Origin of the sequence: Microvirga aerilata, assembly GCF_016743775.1 — a bacterium.
Taxonomy (GTDB): domain Bacteria; phylum Pseudomonadota; class Alphaproteobacteria; order Rhizobiales; family Beijerinckiaceae; genus Microvirga; species Microvirga aerilata.
Genome location: NZ_JAEQMY010000084.1, coordinates 1 through 16,469, shown reverse-complemented (window position 1 = coordinate 16,469; position 16,469 = coordinate 1). Strand labels below are relative to the sequence as shown.

The following is a 16,469-nucleotide window of genomic DNA, read 5'->3' as shown; positions in this document are numbered from 1 at the left end:
AAAAATCCCTGTATTTTCCGCAGTATCAGGGAACACCAAGTCAGAGACAGGTTCGCGGATGACTGCCTCCACCGCCAGTCTTATCTAATAAGATGTTGATATTTAGATAGAAATAGCTGAGCTCGAAGGGCTTACCCCAACATTAGCCCCAACATCGACGCACGGCCCCGATAGAATCATCAGCCAAAAAGTCCGCTTACGGCCCCAATGCGGAAATCTAGTCTACTTCCGCCTTGTGCCAATCTTGTTAGAAAACTCCTGGGTGCTGCTGTGTCGGTCTATTAGTAGGGCCTGTGTGCCCGATGAGGCCCAGGATCCTGTACGTCGAGCACCCGAAAAACGGCACCTGCGGAGTTTTTCAACACAATCTGCCATCAACGGACGCCGCACTCTGGAGAAACAAGCCGATGTTGCCGGTCATGCTCATGACCGGCAACATCCGAACTCCTTCGGCCAGCGGGAGCCTACAGGAGATGAGTTCTACTCTCCTCCCATTAGCCCTCATCGGCGGCACGTAACCGACGGCATGTCTTGCGGTTACATGGATGCCACATCCCTATTCAGCAACTCCTGAGCCGTTTCATCGAGCGTGAGCTTGAAGCGCTTCACCATGTCGTGGACCTGCTCTTCATTGATGATCAGCGGCGGGCAGAACGCGATGACATCACCAATGGCTCGGATAATCAATCCATTCTCATGAGCGCGTGAAAAGACGTGCGCACCGACTTTGCCGATGGGATCAAACTTTGCCTTTGTCGCCTTGTCCGCCACCAGCTCAACAGCTGCGATCAACCCGACGCCACGCACCTCACCAACAAGGGGGTGACCTGCCAGCTTGCGAAGCTCGACCTGCATCACCTCGCCCACGCGCCGCGCATTCTCGACCAAGTTATTCTCTTCGATGATATCGAGATTTTCGAGTGCTACAGCCGCAGGAACCGGATGACCGGATGCAGTGAAGCCATGACCGAACGTGCCGATCTTACGGGAGTTGTCGGCAATGCCGTCATAGAGCTCCTGGCTGATCATCACAGCCGCGAGAGGCTGATAGGATGACGTGATCTGTTTCGACAATACCATAATGTCGGGATCGATTCCGTAATAGTCACAAGCGAACATAGTCCCGAGGCGACCGAAGCCGTTGATTACTTCATCAGCAACGATCAGAACGTCGTACTTGCGGCAAACAGCTTGGATCTTGTCCCAATAGGTCGCGGGAGGCGGCAGGACACCACCCGCGCCCATCAGCGGCTCACCGATGAATGCAGCCACCGTCTCGGGGCCCTCCTCCAGAATGACCGCTTCCAGCTCGGCGGCAAGACGATCGGCAAACGCTTCTTCGCTCTCGCCCGGTTCAGCAAAACGGTAGTGGTGCGGGCAGGTGACGTGTCGCACGGGGACGAATGGAAGATCGAAATCCCGTTGGTTGGCAGGAAGACCTGTCAGACTGCCTGAGGCAAGAGTGATCCCATGATACGCATTGGTGCGGGAGATGAACTTCTTCTTCTGGTGCAGCCCCCGTGCATTGTTGTAATACCACACCATCTTGATGGCACTGTCGTTCGCCTCGGATCCCGAGTTCGTGAAGAAGGCGCGTTTGAGACGATCCGGCGTCATCTTCACCAGACGCTCCGCCAGCAGAACCGAAGGCTCGTTAGTCTTGTGGGAGAAGGTATGATAATAGGGCAGCTTCGCCATCTGCCGCGCTGCAGCTTCAACGAGGCGCTTCTCTCCGAAGCCGACAGCCACACTCCATAGGCCGGCCAAAGCCTCAAGATAACGATTTCCCTGATCGTCGTAGACGTAGATCCCCTCACCGCGATCGATCACGATAGGCCCGATCTCCTCGTGCTTCCTGGCATTGGTGACGGGATGGAGCACGTATTCCACATCACGGGCTTGAATTGAATTAGGGAGTCCACGCATGATCATTAATCCTTTGGTTTTTGAACCTCGGTTGACGGGGATGTGAACCGAGGCTTTAGCCATGTCCCTCAGCTATGAAGAGAGCTTAGTCATATTGCTGATGGCGCTGTCATGAGAGCGCTTCGCTTCTGACGCCATCGCAGCAGAGCAGCGAGCCCGCCGAGGCAGAGCGTACCGATGATGAGGAGAAGCGCTGCCGCGGCGACTGTCGGGTTGATATTCTCGCGGATGCTCGAGAACATCTGCCGCGCTAACGTCCTCTGGTTCGGGCCCGCCACGAACAGGGTCAGCACAACCTCGTCGAGGGAGGTTGCAAAGGCGAAGATCGCGCCCGACACCACACCCGGAATAGCCAGCGGCAGGGTCACGCGCCGGAACACCGTGACGGGCGGAGCCCCCAGGCTGCTCGCCGCGCGCTCGATGGATGGGTCGATTCCCTGTAGGGCGGCCGAGACACTGACGATCACGAAGGGAATGCACAAAACGGAATGTGCAATGGTGACGCCGAGATAGGTGCTCGCAAGCCCAAGCCGAACGAGGAAGATCTGCATGCCGACGCCGAGGACGACAGCCGGCACCACCATCGGGAGCAGGAACAAGGTTCGCAGCAGGCTAACCATCGGTAGGGCCCCTTTGCGCATGCCGAGGGAGGCCAACGTGCCGAGCACAGTCGCCAGCACCGTCGCACCGCTGCCGATGATGAGGCTGTTGACGATGGAAGTTCGCCATACATCGGCTGTGGTGAGCTCGTGCATCCAGCGCATCGAGTAGGCGGGGATGGGATAGTTGAGAAACACGCTGGACGTGAACGCCAGCGGCAGGATAGCGAAGATTGGCATCAACAAGAAGATGACAATCGCGATTCCGAAGGTGATTTGAAGCGCCCGAAACATGGCTTCAAGCTCCCGGCACTTGGGGGGACGTCGAGAAGCGCCCATAGATGGTGTAGAGCACAGTGGTTACTACGAGGAGGATCAGGCCGAGAGCGCCTGCCAGCCCCCAGTTGGCGGTGCCGGTTGCGTAGAACGCAATCACGGAACTGATCATCTGATCATTCGCTCCGCCGAGCAGCGCCGGAGTGATGTAATAGCCTATGGCAACCATGAAGACGAGCAGCGAGCCGGAGAGAATACCTGGCAGACTTAGGGGCAGCAGCACGCGCCAGAACGCCCGAACCGGTCCTGCTCCCATTGACTGCGCAGCCGACATGAGGTTGCCCGGAATACCAAGGATTACGCTGTAGATCGGCAGCACCATGAAGGGCAGAAGCACGTGGGTCATGGCGATCACCACGCCGAGCCGATTGAAGATCAATGGCAGTGGAGAATTAATGAGCCCGATAGCCTGCAGCGCACCGTTGATGAGGCCTTCGTTCTGCAGAAGGATGAACCAGGCGGCCGTGCGCACGAGCAGCGATGTCCAGAGCGGCAGGACAACCGCAAGCAGGAGAACCGACCGCTTCCACCCTGTCAGCGAGGCCGCAAGCATCGCGTAGGGAAGCCCAATGACAGCGCAGGCGATTGTCACCATGGCCGCGACCAGAAGAGTGCGCAGCATGATGAGGCGGTGAGCCGAGGCGTCCGCACCCTCGAGCACGATGCTGCCCGACCCATCGCGCTTCATGTCGACGGCTGCGAGGATGTTACGATCCGTATAGGGCGGCATTGCCTCCTTGAGCGCCACCCAGAAGCGTGTGTCCTTCCAGCGCGGATCGACCGTGAGAAGATCCACCTGCGCGGGATCAGACGCGGCTTTGACTGCGGGGATGGTCCGCCCGAGCAGGGTGCGGAAGCCCGATGCCGCGCTATTGAGCCGGCGCACGGCCTCGCCCAGAGCCTGCTCGTCCGTGGCGACCCTGAGATCCTGCACGAGTGCCTTGTGGGCTGCTTCCGAGGGAATACCCTGGCCATCCCAGGAAACAATACTGGCCGCCGTTCGCGGCAGAACCTTGCTGACTGCGTCGTCGACAAAGGCGGCGGTGACCATCGCCCAGAGGGGCCACAGGAAGAAAACGGCCATGAAGACGAGGACTGGCGAGACCAGCAGCAGGGCACCGGAGCGCTCGCGAAGTATAGCTGCTTTCATTGGGTGAGCACCGTGCAATCGCTGGGGTCGAACGAGGCGACGACGGAGGCGCCGATAGTCCAGTTTCCTGCCAGCCGCTCGCACCGCGCCACCAAGCTGAAATCGTCATGGGTGAGTTGAACCCGCATGTGATCCCCGTGATAGATGCAGTCGGCAATAGTCATGTCGAGCGCGTTGCTCCCCTCTGGCGCTGCCCCGAGACGGATCCGCTCGGGACGCAGGGAGAAGGACGCCGTCTGGCCGGCCGAGAGACCATTCCCGGCATGCGCACGCGCGCTGAGGCCGGCGCCGAGGGAGAGATGGGCGACGTGATTGTCGACGCTCGCGACCTTGGCCTCAATCAGGTTGGTCTCGCCGATGAACTCCGCCACGAAGCGTGTGCGCGGGGTGTCGTAAATTACTTGAGGGTCGTCGATTTGTTCGATCCGCCCCGCGTTAAACACCGCAATACGGTCCGACATCGTGAGTGCCTCGGATTGGTCGTGGGTCACGAAAACGATGGTGAGGCCGAGGCGCTTGTGCAGTTCACGGATCTCGAGCTGCATGTGCTCCCGCAGCTGCTTGTCGAGCGCGCCGAGCGGCTCGTCCATGAGGATCACGCTCGGCTCGAACACGAGGGCCCGCGTGAGCGCGATGCGCTGCTGCTGGCCGCCCGAGAGCTGCGAGGGCCGCCGGTCCTTTAGGTGTTTGAGCTTCACCATGTCGAGCGCGCGCTCGACCCGCTCGGCGATCTCGGCACGCGGCACGCGCTGCATCTCAAGCGGAAAGGCAACGTTCTCGGCAACGCTCATGTGCGGAAAAAGAGCGTAGTTCTGGAACACGACGCCCATCTGCCGGCGGTAAGGCGGCAGGTGATCGATACGTTTGCCGTCAAGATAGATTGCGCCCTGTGTCGGTCGTTCGAATCCCGCCAGCATCATCAGGATCGTGGTTTTGCCGGAGCCGGACGGGCCTAGAAGGCTGACGAACTCGCCCTTCTCAATGGCGAGATCGAGCGCGTTCACCACGGTGACACTGCCGAAGGCTTTCGAGACCGACTCGAACTGAATGAAAGGTCGCATTTTGCTATGCCCTAGATTGTGATTGCCGCGGATTAAGCCTCGGCGGGTGCTGCATCCTGCGCCCTCAGCTCGACCATAATGGCAAAAGCCATCTTTCCGCAGAAGAGGCGCGGGCTTTCGCCCGCGCCTCAATTTAACGGCGCATTAGCCATGCCAGGAGCAGAGTGATGGATCGGGCACGGCATCGAGCCTCTGAAACTCGCATATCACCCGCTCCTGTTCGCGCGGATTGCCTCGCTGCTACTTTGCGAGCCAAGCGTTGAAGCGCTTGTTGAGCTCCTCGATGTTGTCAACCCAGAAGTCGGCGTCGAGCGGCACCGCGCCAGCCAGGTTCTCAGGCGCGGTCGGCAGGTCCTTCTGCAGGTTTGCCGGCACGGCAGCTGCGGCCGCTTTGTTCGGAAGGCCGTAAGCAATGTATTCTGGCAGCTTCACTTGGTTTTCCGGCACGTTCGCGAAGGCGATGAAATCCATCGCGGCGTCCTTGTTCGGACTACCCTTCATGATGACCCAGCTGTCGATGGCGTAGAGGCTGCCCGGCCACACGACCTTGAAGTTTTTGCCTTCGGTCTTGTTGATGCCCGAGATGCGGCCGTTATAGGCGGTGGTCATGACCACCTCGCCGGAGGCCAGGAGCTGCAGCGGCTGAGCGCCCGATTCCCACCATACGATGTTCGGCTTCAACTCATCGAGCTTCTTGAACGCGCGATCGATGCCCTCCGACGTGCTCAGCACCTTGTAGACATCAGCGGGAGGCACGCCATCAGCCATCAGGGCAAACTCAAGCGCGTATTTCGGGCCACGGCGGAAGCCGCGCTTGCCGGGGAACTTCTTGGTGTCCCAAAAGTCGGTCCAGGACTGCGGCGCTTCTTTCAAGCGGTTCGCGTCATAGCTGAGGGCGGTTGACCATACGATGGCGCCCACGCCGCAATCGCTGACAGCGGCCGGAAGGTAGGCGTCCTTGCCACCGAGCTTGCTCCAATCGAGCTTCTCGTAATATCCGTCCGCGCAACCGAGCGCGAGCTCCTCGGACTCGACCTGCACCACGTCCCAATTCGGTACGCCGGCCTTGATCTTGGCAGCGATCACCCCGATGCCGCCATCCCAGCTCTCGTCGAGAATCGGCTTGCCGGTCTTCTTGGCGAAGGGCTCGAAATAGATCTTCTTCTGCGCGTCTTGGTAGTTGCCGCCCCAGGACACGATGGTGAGATCGCGAGCCTGAGCCGACGTGACGGCTGCGCCCGCAACAAGGGCTGTGAGGCAACCCACGAGCGTCAGTTTCTTGGCGAGTGTCATGATTGGATCCCTCTCTGGTTATTGGTTCCTACGGCAGGCAAGCACATCCCCAGTCTCAGGTGGAAGCGTCTTGGCTCCGTAGTGGTGAGAATACTAAACATAAATCTGGCTGAACCCGTCAGCTTTTAGTTTAGTAGGTCGGCGGCGTGACGGCGCTAAGAACGGTACTCGGCTCGTTGGCAACGTTGCGAAAGCGGTGAGGCATCCGGCTGTCGAAATAGTAACCATCCCCTGTCTTGAGAACGCGGCACTCGTCGCCCACTGTGACTTCGACGGCACCGTGCAGCACTGTCCCGGCTTCCTGCGCTGAGTGGGAGAATGGCTCTCCCGTGTCGGCCCCGACCGCGTAGGTCTCGTGCAGCATCAGGATCTGCCGATTGGGATAGTTCATTCCCAACATGCGATATGAGATCGTCTGCGCCTTGCCAATTTCCACCCATTCGCTCGCTTCGTAGAACGGCGAGTGGGGCACGGTGGAGTTCAGGTCTGAGAAGAAACCCGTCAGCGTGGTGCCGAGAGCATCCAGAATGGCGCTAAGAGTATCGATCGAGGGGCTCATACAGTCCCGCTCGATGAGCGAGATCGACGAATGTGAGATGCCGGACCTCAGGGCCACTTCACGGACTCCGAGATTCCGCCGGCGGCGAAGTTCCCTGAGCCGGGTCCCAATCTTCGGCATGCCTACCTCTTCCTGGCTTGAGGACCTTCCCCGTCCAAACCTGATGAGGTTTGGCCCAGTCCCGGGCTGCTCATAGTTCTCGCCATGTTAAGCATGGTTAGAATACTGAACAAGAGGGCTAGGGCCAATTGAGAAGCTCCACCACATCATCGAGAGTTGAGCCTCGCAAAAAGGAACAAACAATGTTACGCCCGATGTCGACTCTGACTGAAAAGGTCACACATCTCAAAGCCCCAAAGCGCGACGCGGACACGGACAACCGCGAGATCGAAGCCACTGTTCGTGATATCGTTAACAACGTGCGGACGCGCGGGGACGTCGCCGTGCGGGAATACGGCAACGCGTTCGATAAGGTCGATGTGGCCGCCTTTGAGGTCACCGACGAAGAGCGCGCCGAGGCCTTGCGCAACCTCGATCCGCAGACCCGGCAGGACACGGAGTTCGCCATCGAGCGCGTCCGCGCCTTCGCACAGGCTCAGCTCGGCACCATCTTACCCCTCGAGATCGAAGCCCTGCCCGGCCTCAACCTGGGGCACCGCGTGATCCCGATCGAAACCGTCGGCGCCTACGTGCCTGGCGGGCGCTATCCCCTCCTGTCTGCTCCGATCATGACAATCGTGCCCGCGAAGGTTGCTGGTTGCGAGGAGGTAATCGCCTGCCTTCCACCGACCGCCCACCCGGCAATGATCGCCGGCTGCCATCTCTCCGGGGCCGACCGAATCTTCCGCATCGGCGGCGCGCAGGCGATCGCCGCGATGGCGTTTGGCACGCAGACTGTGCCGGCCGTTGACAAGATCGTGGGCCCCGGCAATGCCTTCGTCAACGAGGCGAAGCGCCAAGTGTTCGGCCCTGTTGGCATCGACCAGCTTGCCGGCCCCAGTGAAATCTTCGTGGTGTCGGACGAGACGGGCGATCCGGAGATGATCGCGGTGGACCTTCTGGCGCAGGCCGAGCACGACATCCGCACCCGAGTGGGCCTCATCACCACGAGCCGGGAACTGGCCGTGGCCACTCTCGCGGAAGTCGAGCGCCAGTTGCAGAACCTGTCCACTGCAAACGTCGCCGGCCCAGCTTGGCGCGACTATGGCGAGATCGCCGTCTGTGCCGACGAGGAGGGGATGATCGCTTATTCAGACTTCATCGCGGCCGAGCATCTGCAGGTGCACACGCGCGATCCGCATGCGACCGCCAAGAAGCTGCGTAACTACGGCTCGCTTTTCATCGGGCCGCTGTCCAGCGTGGTTTATTCGGACAAGTGCTGCGGCACCAACCACACGCTGCCGACAATGGGTGCCGGCCGCTATACGGGTGGCTTGTGGGTCGGCTCCTACGTGAAGGTCTGCACGCACCAGTGGCTTGACGAGCGCGGCGTTGCGGCCGTTGCGCCGCCAGCCTGCCGCCAGAGCGAGAGCGAAGGTCTCGAAGGGCATCGCCGCGCGGCCGCGTTCCGCTTGAGCCGCGAGCAATTGTTGAAAAACGGGCCGATCTAATCTGACGACCGGCAGAAACCAAACCTTAACGACCGGCGGCAGCGCCGGTCGCTTGCTGTTTATCAGGATGCTCAGACCCGAGAGACAATGCCGGCCAGGGTCTCGTCCATGGCGGAGAGGAAGTGGTCGGCGTTCGTCTTCGAGAAGACCAGCGGCGGTCGGATCTTCAGGCCGTTCGCCGCACGTCCCGTCGCGCTGATGAGCACTCGCCGCTCGCGTAGGCCGTTCACCAGGGCCGCAGTCTCCTGCGGCGCGGGCTCCTTGGTGGCACGGTCCCGCACCAACTCTACGCCGATGAACAGACCGGCCCCGCGCACATCGCCGATGATCTGGTAGCGGTTAGCCAAATCCTGCAGGCCTTGTCGGAGATAGATGCCCACGCTGCGGGCATTCTCTACCAAGCCCTCCCGCTCGATGACCTCCAGCACGGCGATGCCGACAGCTGAGGAAACGGGGTTGCCGCCGAAGGTGTTGAAATAGCGCGCGCGCTTCCCGAACTCGTCCAGAACCTCAGGCTTCGCCACCATGCCGGCGACAGGATGACCGTTGCCCATGGGCTTTCCGAGGGTCACGATATCGGGCACGATCCCATGGCGCTGGAAGCCCCACATGGCCTCACCTGTGCGGCCGAAACCGGGCTGGACCTCGTCCGCGATGAAAATCCCGCCGGCCTTGCGGATTTCCTCGACCGCAGGCTTCAGGAAGCCTGCGGGATCCGAGAACACGCCGTCGCTCGAGAAGATCGTGTCGACTATCAACGCCGCGGGCCGAATGCCATGGGATCTCATATCCTCGATAGCGGCGCGAACATGCTGCGCAAAGGTTGCGCCCAAGTCCTGCCCGTTCGTTTGGTAATGGTCCGGTGCCGGCACGGTGCGCACGTGATCCCCGAGCCGCATCCCAGCACCGAGCGAAGGCGACATCTCTGCGATGATGCTCGTAACGCCGTGGTAGGCGAAATCGGTGATGATGACGCCGGTGCCGCCCGTGTGCGTTTTCGCCACCCGCAAGGCCAGATCGTTCGCCTCGCTGCCCGTGCAAGTGAACATCACCTGCGGGTTCTCGATCGGGAAATACCCGAGAAGCTTCTCGGCATAATCGAGAACCATGTCGTGCAGGTAGCGAGTATGAGTATTGAGGATGGACGCCTGCTTGGACAGAGCAGCAACGACGTGCGGATGGCAATGGCCGACAGACGCCACGTTGTTGTACACGTCGAGATAAGCCTGGCCATCGGGATCATAAAGCCAAACGCCCTCCCCGCGCACCACATGGACCGGGTTAGCGTAGAACAGCCGGTAGGCAGGCCCGAGCAGGCGCTGGCGACGGACGATGATCTCCTGCTCGCGTGCGGCAACATCGCTGGCTTTGGCGGGATCATAGGCGTTGATCATGGACATCGGTCACTCCGGGCGGCTGTTTCGACGAAGGTAGGCTTGCGCTTCGGCGCGGTCCAAGGCGGCAAATCGCTCCAATCCTGCCCAGGCTGACGGCACGTTGCGCAGGATGTATTCGCGGTTCTCGGGCTGGATCGCGGCGCGCCAGCTTGTGATCAACACCGTCAGTATCATGCGGGTCGCCACGAGGTCGAACAGGATCTCGAACTCAGCGTCGTCAAGCGGAAGGACGGCATGGTATCCGGCAATGAACTGGGAGACAGTTTCAAGCGGATGCCTGGCATCCAAAGTCCGATAGGCCGCAGCGACCGCTGGGTCGTTCACCAGAGGGGCCAGCACAGCATCGCCGAAGTCGATCACGCCGGTCACATGGTCATGATCGCAGTCTGCCACGAGCACGTTGTACGGGTTCAGGTCGTTGTGGATGACCTGCGTGCGCAGGTTCGGTATGGCGGGCAGCACAAACTGCTCAAATCGGTCGACGAATTGTTCCACCAGAGCCCGCCGTTGCAGGTCCTCGATATGCACCAGCAGGGGACGCAGGCGGTGGGCATGCTTCATGTCCCACATCAGCTCGTGGTTCGAAGCCGGGTGCTGGAACTCCCGCATGGCGATATCGATCCGGGCGAGCACTCCGCCCATGTTCCGCTGCTGGCGTCGGCTGGACGGTGTTTTGTGCAGGGGAACGCCTTGCAGAAACGTATAGAGGCGCACGACGCTTGGCAGTTGATCCGGAAGCGCGAGGATGATTTCGGGCGTGCCTTCGACGGATCTGATAATGCGCGGCACAGGCAGAGAGGGGTCGGTCTGCTCAATGTGCAGCAGGAGTTTGGTCTGGAAATCCGTCACCTGACGGTCTTCGACAGGATTGCTGATCCTCAGGAGGAAATGATTGCCCTCCTCCGTCCTGATGTGGAAGTTGCTATCCCGCTCGCCTGGCAGCCGGGTTGGGTCGCCGCGAATGCCGAAATGCTGAAGCGCAATCGCCTTCACTTCGTCGGCCGCAGCCACAGGCGCAGCGGTTTCGAGCACTGCATTGCTGCTCGCTTGCGACGTCATCGACATGATCGGGCTTACCTCGACAGAACGGCCTGTGGTCACTCAGACCCTGGAACATGTGGACGGTTCCGCATGGCAGAGGCCTCAGGTGGACAATAGCCGTCCGAAGCAGTTTGTCAGCCATTTTCCGCCAAAAGGTGAGCGTTCTTCCTCAGCACTCTTGACCGAAGCGTCTCGAGCACGGCGGTTCCGCCTCCATGCGGGCTGGTCGAGGTAGCTCTCGACCGGCAGGGCATGCTGTGCAAGCGGAGAGCCGCTACGGCGGCTGGTGCGCCGATAACCCTCGATCTGGGCGGTTCTGTTGCAGCTTTGAAGCTTCCCACCACCCAGGCTATGACGGGATGGCGTTGAGAGGGTCTCAAGGTGACGGCAGGTAAGAAGAACCCGTTCAAGGGTCGGCAGTTCACGGCGGAGATCATCCTATGGGCGGTGCGCTGGTATCTGCAGTTCCCCATCAGCTATCGTGATCTCGAGCGGATGTTTGCGGACCGCGGCGTTAAGGTGGACCACACGACCCTCTTTCGCTGGATTCAGGTTTACGCTCCCGAACTGGACAAGCGCGTCCGTCCGCACCTGCGCATGACCAATGGCTCCTGGCGCGTGGACGAGACATATATTCGTGTAAAGGGCGCGTGGGTTTATCTCTACCGTGCAGTCGATGCGGCCGGACAGACGATTGACTTTCTCCTTTCGGTTAAGCGTGATGCGGCTGCTGCCAAGCGCTTCTTCCGGAAAGCCTTGAAGCAGGCACATACAGTCAATCCGCGGACTATCACGGTCGACAAAAATGCAGCCTATCCTTTAGCGACGAAAGCTATGAAACGTGCCGGAGAGCTCTGGCAGTTCGCCAAACTCCGACAGGTGAAGTTCCTGAACAACATCGTCGAGCAGGATCACCGGAGGATCAAGCGGCTGGTCAGGCCTGGGCTGGGGATCAAGAGCTTTACAGCTGCCTCGCAGACGATTGCCGGCTATGAGGCGATGGCGATGATCCGCAAGGGACAGGTCGTCGGCGTACCACCCAATGACATGGGCGCTCAGCGCGACTTCATTACTACCCTGTTCGGCGCAGCCGCGTAACCAGCGCCCTTATCCAGCCTCCGCTTGACCTATGTCAGGAGTTGCAACAGAACCGGCACAGACAACAGACTGAAACCCGAGCATCGGCCTCACTCGCCTCTTGATGGCCCGATGGTCCTGCTCAATGCGATTGTTCAGATAAGCACTTTGCCGGATGCGAATGGGTTTCAGGTCACGTCGCGATCTGTTCTCGAGCGGGTCTGCGCTATCACAGGACAGGATCGCTTCGCGATTGGTCTGGCTACCATCGACCACGATGCGCTCGGGCCGGCCATGGCGCTTAAGTGCCTTGCGTAGGAACCGTTTGGCAGCCGTGAGATTACGCTTCTCGCTGAACCAGAACTCAACAGTGTCACCGCTGCTGTCGATGGCGCGGTAAAGATACATCCACCGCCCAGGGACTTTGATATAGGTTTCGTCTATGTGCCATCTCCGGCTGACGCTTCGTTTGCGAAGGTTGAAGCGCTCAAGCAGTTCGGGCGCATACCGGAGAACCCACCTATGAACGGTCGCATGATCAACAGAGACACCCCGCTCGGCCATCATCTCTTCCAAGTTCCGCAGGCTGAGATTGTAAGCCAAGTACCACCGCACGCAGAGCAGGATCACGGATCGATCAAAATGACGGCCTTTGAACATCTGAACCTCCAAAGCTTGCTGAAGGCGTAGACCGAACCGAGTTATCGAACGGTTTGCGACGGAACCGAATGGATCGGCTGGCGCGGCGTTTTCGGGTGTGCCGCCGTTCTGACTGCGATTGCGGCTGGAGCGGCGATGTTGATGTTGCCCAAGCCGAATGGTCAAAGGGCAGCGCCGCCGAGCATGGCGCAAGCCGTTGACCGCTATCGCATGGTGCTGCGTAACCCTCGATCCTTCGTGTGCTTTTCGATCGTCTTTCTGGAAGGTCTCGCGATCTATGGCATCATGCCCTACATCGTTGAGCTCCTGCGCTCGCGCGGAGTCGGCGGGTTGCGCGAGGCCGGGTTTGTGATCGGCGGCCTCGGGATCGGAGGCCTCCTGTATGCCTTTGTTGTGCCCCTCATCCTGAGGTTCGCGAAGCGGCCTGCGATGATGGTCGCTGGCGGGACCATTGCCGCCGTGGCGCTGGCGACCGTCGGACTGGACGCGAGCTGGGCCACGCAGATGGGGTCAATGGTGATGCTCGGGTTCGGCTTCTTCCTGCTGCACAATTCGGTGCAGACCGAGGTTACGGAACTGGCGCCCAGCGCGAGGGCATCGGCCTTCTCCCTGCACGCCTTCAGCTTCTTCATGGGCCAAGCGATCGGACCGATAGCGTATGGGGCAGGGTTGCCGATGTTCGGGGCGACAGCCAGTTGTGCTGGAGGCGCTGTGATCCTAGCGGTTACGGGCGTGGCAGCCAGCAAGCTCCTCGGATCGCCTCTGCACCGGTCGGCTTAGGAGGGGCCAGGAAGCCGAAGCCTTCCCGCCCTCACAGTCAGGGCTACACGCACGGCCAAAGGTCGCCCGGGCCACCAGCCAAATCTCTGGCGTTGTCATGGTCGCAATTACATTGCTCCTGCTCGCGGAGCAGTTCTCTCGCTGAAAGGGCAGGCGCAGAAATCAAACCTGCTATGGTCCGCAATGGGGCAAAGTTTTACGTTCCGGTCTTCTCAACGAGCGTCGGCACTTGAGTGTCGAAGCGGACCAAACGCGTACGTCTCAGGAGTGCCAACAGCGGCCGTTTGTGCTTTAGACACCGGAGGGGTGTGGATCAGGGATTTCTGCTCCACCAAAGGCCTAAGTTCGAAGTTTGATATGAGTTGCAAGGAATGCTGCGTCCTCGCCGACCCCAGCGAGCAGAGACGACTTGCGCTTGGAGAGCCACGGCAACCCAACGAAGTACAGCCCCGGAACCTGTGTGATCCCGCGCCGGTGGATTGGTGTCGAGGTCTGGTCGGCACCCATCGCGGCAAAGACCGGCAACTGAAGCCAGCCGAAGTCATACTGGAAGCCGCTGGCCCAGATCACCGAGGTGATCCCGGCAGCTCTCAGGTCCAGTTCCAGGATCGACGTGGAGGCCTCCTGCGGATCTGGCAGTCTCTCCCGTGTCCCCTCGTCCTCAGGCGCATCAAGCCCGTTCTGCTGTACATGTTCGTCCACGGCCTTCGTGAACTGGGTGTACCACTGGTCACCCCGCAGCAGGGTCGCCCGAAGATCTGGTGCCAGGGACAGCTTGCCGCCCTCGCCTTGGACAACATGCCCGATCAGGACGACCCCATTTTGGGCCAAACGGCGCAGGTTCAGATCGTAGCCTCCATTGACCCCGGTCAGGAGCGGTGAGACCCGCTCAGGTGGGCGGTGCTCGACGGTGCGGTCAAACTCGCCGAGCGCGAACTCCCAGAATGCAAAGTCGCGCCCACGGTAGCGGCGCGGCACCGGGCGGTGAGCGCCAGCGGCAAGATAGACCCGGCGGCCACTCGGCAGCAGGTCTTCGGCGATCTGGCACCCCGATGCTCCAGAGCCAACAATGAGGACTGCTCCCGGTGGCAGGGCGGCTGGGTTGCGGTAGTGGCTGGAGTGGATCTGGAAGACGCTTCCCATAGCGGCTGCAAGCGCTTGCGGGATGGCCGGACGCTGATAGGGACCGGTCGCGACCACCACGTTGGCGGCCTCGATGGTTCCATCCTCTGTCTCGACCAGGAAACGAGCCGATCCCGGTCGCTGTCGCAGGGCGGTCACAGAAGTTCCGCAGCGCAATGGCGCCTGGATGAGGTTGGCATAGCTCTCGATGAAGCGAACGACCTCATCGCGGGGCGCGAACCCATCGGGGTCCGGCCCATGATAAGCATAACCGGGTAGTTGCAGGGTCCAGTTTGGGAACTGGAAGGTCAGGGTGTCCCACCGTTGGCTCCGCCAATGTTCCGCGACCCGGTGTCGTTCAAGGATGACGTGCTCGCAACCGTGGTGGCCCAAGTGGTAGCTCACGGCCAGCCCGGCTTGGCCGCCGCCGATGACAACGGTATGGCAACTGTCTCTGGCCACTGTCGCTCCTGGCTGGGTCTCCTACGGGAAAGCGAGCCGGACAACCGGCCCGCTTTTAGGGGAATGCCTGAAGTGAGATGTCAGGCGGCCATGGCCCCTTGGCCGGGGACGTTCACGACGACCTCGCCCATGGTCACTTCCGGCTCGCCCTCGTAAAAGTCACTGAGGTTGTCCTTGATCCAGGCTATGGCGCGCCGATGCGCCTCCTGCACCGCGTCCTGCGTATCGAACAGGGTAATCGAAACGCCGACGTCGTTGCCGCCGTTGATGACGTAGTAGCCCCGGAACCCCGGCGACTGCCGCAGGATCGGCGCCAGGCCAGCCTCGGCCCGCCGAGCGACCTCCTCAACCGAGCGCATTTTGTTGAACTTGCGGATCACGGCGTACATGAGAGCCTTCCGTTCGAGATCACCCCGCAGCCGAGGGCATTATACCACGAATGCCTATGACCTGAGCACCCAATGTCCGTCTTCCCGGAGCCTGCAATGGGTCATCCCAGGAAACTGCAGGCGCCTCGCGATGTCTGCTCCTGCATCCCTAAGCGGACGCTTGGCGTACTTCAGGCAAGTGCCAAATGTATGGTCCGGCCGTGTGAACCGCGCCGAGTATTCCGGAGGCTGATTGGGTTGGATTTTACGCGGCTATTGGCACGACCTCAAGCTGGGCGTAGTAGGCAGCTTCCGCCTCGGCAGGCGGGATGTTGCCGATGGGCTCGAGCAGGCGTCGGTTGTTGAACCAGTCGACCCACTCGAGGGTGGCGAACTCGACGGCCTCGAACGAGCGCCACGGACCGCACCGGTGGATCACCTCGGCCTTGAAGAGCCCGATAACGGTTTCCGCCAGAGCATTGTCGTACGAGTCGCCGACACTGCCGACTGACGGCTCGATGCCCGCCTCGGCGAGGCGTTCCGTGTACTTAATCGACACATATTGAACTCCCCTATCGCTGTGGTGGATGAGGTTGGCTCGCCAGGGCTGTCGGTCATGGAGAGCCTGCTCCAGCGCATCGAGCACGAACTCGGCCCGGGCCGAGCGCGACACCCGCTATCCCACGATCCTGCGGGCGAAGGCGTCGACCACGAAGGCCACATAAACGAAGCCCGACCAGGTCGCGACATAGGTGAAGTCGCTCACCCACAAGGCGTTCGGCCGCGGTGCCTTGAACTGCCGGTTCACCCGGTCGCGCGGGCAAGGGGCCGAGGCATCGCTGACGGTGGTCCGGATGCTTTTGCCACGAACCACTCCTTTGAGGCCCATCTGCCGCATGAGCCGGGCGACCGTGCAGCGCGCAACATCAATGGTGTTGTCACATTAAACGACATCAGGCGCATTGAGGCCGCCTTGGTCGCCGGACCGGCTCAAGCCGCAATGTTGGCCGCAGACTTCCATTCCGCCA

The 16,469-nt window shown here is 60.8% G+C and carries 13 protein-coding genes and 2 pseudogenes; 3 read left to right on the top strand and 12 right to left on the bottom strand.

Features of this window, described 5'->3' with window-relative positions:
- Positions 1 to 537: 537 nt before the first annotated feature.
- From JKG68_RS26465 to JKG68_RS26440, 6 genes are all read right to left on the bottom strand, one after another.
- A complete protein-coding gene (locus JKG68_RS26465; RefSeq protein ID WP_202064734.1) occupies positions 538 to 1,926 on the bottom strand; it encodes an aspartate aminotransferase family protein in 1,389 nt (462 codons plus the stop codon).
- A gap of 89 nt (positions 1,927 to 2,015) precedes the next feature.
- Positions 2,016 to 2,819 (bottom strand): ABC transporter permease, encoded by an 804-nt coding sequence (locus JKG68_RS26460; RefSeq protein WP_202064730.1) that lies wholly within the window; start codon positions 2,817 to 2,819, stop codon positions 2,016 to 2,018.
- Positions 2,820 to 2,823: 4 nt separating this feature from the next.
- The gene (locus JKG68_RS26455) at positions 2,824 to 4,011 is read right to left on the bottom strand and encodes an ABC transporter permease (protein ID WP_202064729.1); all 1,188 of its coding nucleotides are present in this window, start codon (positions 4,009 to 4,011) and stop codon (positions 2,824 to 2,826) included.
- Positions 4,008 to 5,072, bottom strand: a complete 1,065-nt coding sequence (locus tag JKG68_RS26450; protein WP_202064728.1) for an ABC transporter ATP-binding protein — start codon at positions 5,070 to 5,072, stop codon at positions 4,008 to 4,010. Before JKG68_RS26450 ends, JKG68_RS26455 begins: the two co-directional genes overlap by 4 nt.
- A gap of 240 nt (positions 5,073 to 5,312) precedes the next feature.
- Complete coding sequence (locus tag JKG68_RS26445) at positions 5,313 to 6,365, bottom strand: ABC transporter substrate-binding protein (RefSeq protein WP_202064727.1); 1,053 nt, start codon at positions 6,363 to 6,365, stop codon at positions 5,313 to 5,315.
- Positions 6,366 to 6,495: 130 nt separating this feature from the next.
- Positions 6,496 to 7,044 (bottom strand): cupin domain-containing protein, encoded by a 549-nt coding sequence (locus JKG68_RS26440; protein WP_202064726.1) that lies wholly within the window; start codon positions 7,042 to 7,044, stop codon positions 6,496 to 6,498.
- Between the two features lie 194 nt (positions 7,045 to 7,238).
- Here JKG68_RS26440 and hisD point away from each other — a divergent pair, with 194 nt between their 5' ends.
- Positions 7,239 to 8,534, top strand: coding sequence for a histidinol dehydrogenase (gene hisD / locus JKG68_RS26435; RefSeq protein WP_376773214.1), 1,296 nt, complete (start codon positions 7,239 to 7,241; stop codon positions 8,532 to 8,534).
- 71 nt (positions 8,535 to 8,605) lie between these two features.
- On the opposite strand, the gene JKG68_RS26430 is transcribed toward hisD, so the two are convergent.
- Complete coding sequence (locus JKG68_RS26430; RefSeq protein WP_202064724.1) at positions 8,606 to 9,934, bottom strand: aspartate aminotransferase family protein; 1,329 nt, start codon at positions 9,932 to 9,934, stop codon at positions 8,606 to 8,608.
- A gap of 3 nt (positions 9,935 to 9,937) precedes the next feature.
- Complete coding sequence (locus JKG68_RS26425; protein WP_202064723.1) at positions 9,938 to 10,990, bottom strand: phosphotransferase; 1,053 nt, start codon at positions 10,988 to 10,990, stop codon at positions 9,938 to 9,940.
- A 363-nt stretch (positions 10,991 to 11,353) separates the two neighbouring features.
- Here JKG68_RS26425 and JKG68_RS26420 point away from each other — a divergent pair, with 363 nt between their 5' ends.
- A complete protein-coding gene (locus JKG68_RS26420) occupies positions 11,354 to 12,070 on the top strand; it encodes an IS6 family transposase (RefSeq protein ID WP_202064721.1) in 717 nt (238 codons plus the stop codon).
- Between the two features lie 45 nt (positions 12,071 to 12,115).
- Here JKG68_RS26420 and JKG68_RS26415 read toward each other — a convergent pair.
- Positions 12,116 to 12,709: pseudogene (locus JKG68_RS26415) on the bottom strand (IS6 family transposase); the annotation flags it as partial.
- A gap of 72 nt (positions 12,710 to 12,781) precedes the next feature.
- Here JKG68_RS26415 and JKG68_RS26410 point away from each other — a divergent pair.
- On the top strand, positions 12,782 to 13,489 hold the full coding sequence (locus JKG68_RS26410) for an MFS transporter (RefSeq protein ID WP_202064732.1): 708 nt from the start codon (positions 12,782 to 12,784) through the stop codon (positions 13,487 to 13,489).
- A 339-nt stretch (positions 13,490 to 13,828) separates the two neighbouring features.
- Here JKG68_RS26410 and JKG68_RS26405 read toward each other — a convergent pair whose 3' ends face one another.
- The 3 genes and pseudogenes from JKG68_RS26405 to JKG68_RS26395 form a co-directional block, all read right to left on the bottom strand.
- Positions 13,829 to 15,073: an NAD(P)-binding domain-containing protein gene (locus tag JKG68_RS26405; RefSeq protein WP_202064719.1), complete on the bottom strand. Its 1,245-nt coding sequence runs from the start codon at positions 15,071 to 15,073 to the stop codon at positions 13,829 to 13,831.
- Between the two features lie 80 nt (positions 15,074 to 15,153).
- Positions 15,154 to 15,462 carry an antibiotic biosynthesis monooxygenase family protein gene (locus JKG68_RS26400; RefSeq protein WP_202064717.1) on the bottom strand — a complete coding sequence of 103 codons (309 nt, stop codon included), beginning with the start codon at positions 15,460 to 15,462 and terminating at the stop codon, positions 15,154 to 15,156.
- A gap of 244 nt (positions 15,463 to 15,706) precedes the next feature.
- Positions 15,707 to 16,369: pseudogene (locus JKG68_RS26395) on the bottom strand (IS3 family transposase); the annotation flags it as partial.
- Positions 16,370 to 16,469 lie beyond the last annotated feature (100 nt).

Bases quoted from the DNA above. Each gene is read 5' to 3' on its own strand.
- JKG68_RS26465 (WP_202064734.1), bottom strand. From the start codon at position 1,926: ATGCGTGGACTCCCTAATTCAATTCAAGCCCGTGATGTGGAATACGTG.
- JKG68_RS26460 (WP_202064730.1), bottom strand. From the start codon at position 2,819: ATGTTTCGGGCGCTTCAAATCACCTTCGGAATCGCGATTGTCATCTTC.
- JKG68_RS26455 (WP_202064729.1), bottom strand. From the start codon at position 4,011: ATGAAAGCAGCTATACTTCGCGAGCGCTCCGGTGCCCTGCTGCTGGTC.
- JKG68_RS26450 (WP_202064728.1), bottom strand. From the start codon at position 5,072: ATGCGACCTTTCATTCAGTTCGAGTCGGTCTCGAAAGCCTTCGGCAGT.
- JKG68_RS26445 (WP_202064727.1), bottom strand. From the start codon at position 6,365: ATGACACTCGCCAAGAAACTGACGCTCGTGGGTTGCCTCACAGCCCTT.
- JKG68_RS26440 (WP_202064726.1), bottom strand. From the start codon at position 7,044: ATGCCGAAGATTGGGACCCGGCTCAGGGAACTTCGCCGCCGGCGGAAT.
- hisD (WP_376773214.1), top strand. From the start codon at position 7,239: ATGTCGACTCTGACTGAAAAGGTCACACATCTCAAAGCCCCAAAGCGC.
- JKG68_RS26430 (WP_202064724.1), bottom strand. From the start codon at position 9,934: ATGTCCATGATCAACGCCTATGATCCCGCCAAAGCCAGCGATGTTGCC.
- JKG68_RS26425 (WP_202064723.1), bottom strand. From the start codon at position 10,990: ATGACGTCGCAAGCGAGCAGCAATGCAGTGCTCGAAACCGCTGCGCCT.
- JKG68_RS26400 (WP_202064717.1), bottom strand. From the start codon at position 15,462: ATGTACGCCGTGATCCGCAAGTTCAACAAAATGCGCTCGGTTGAGGAG.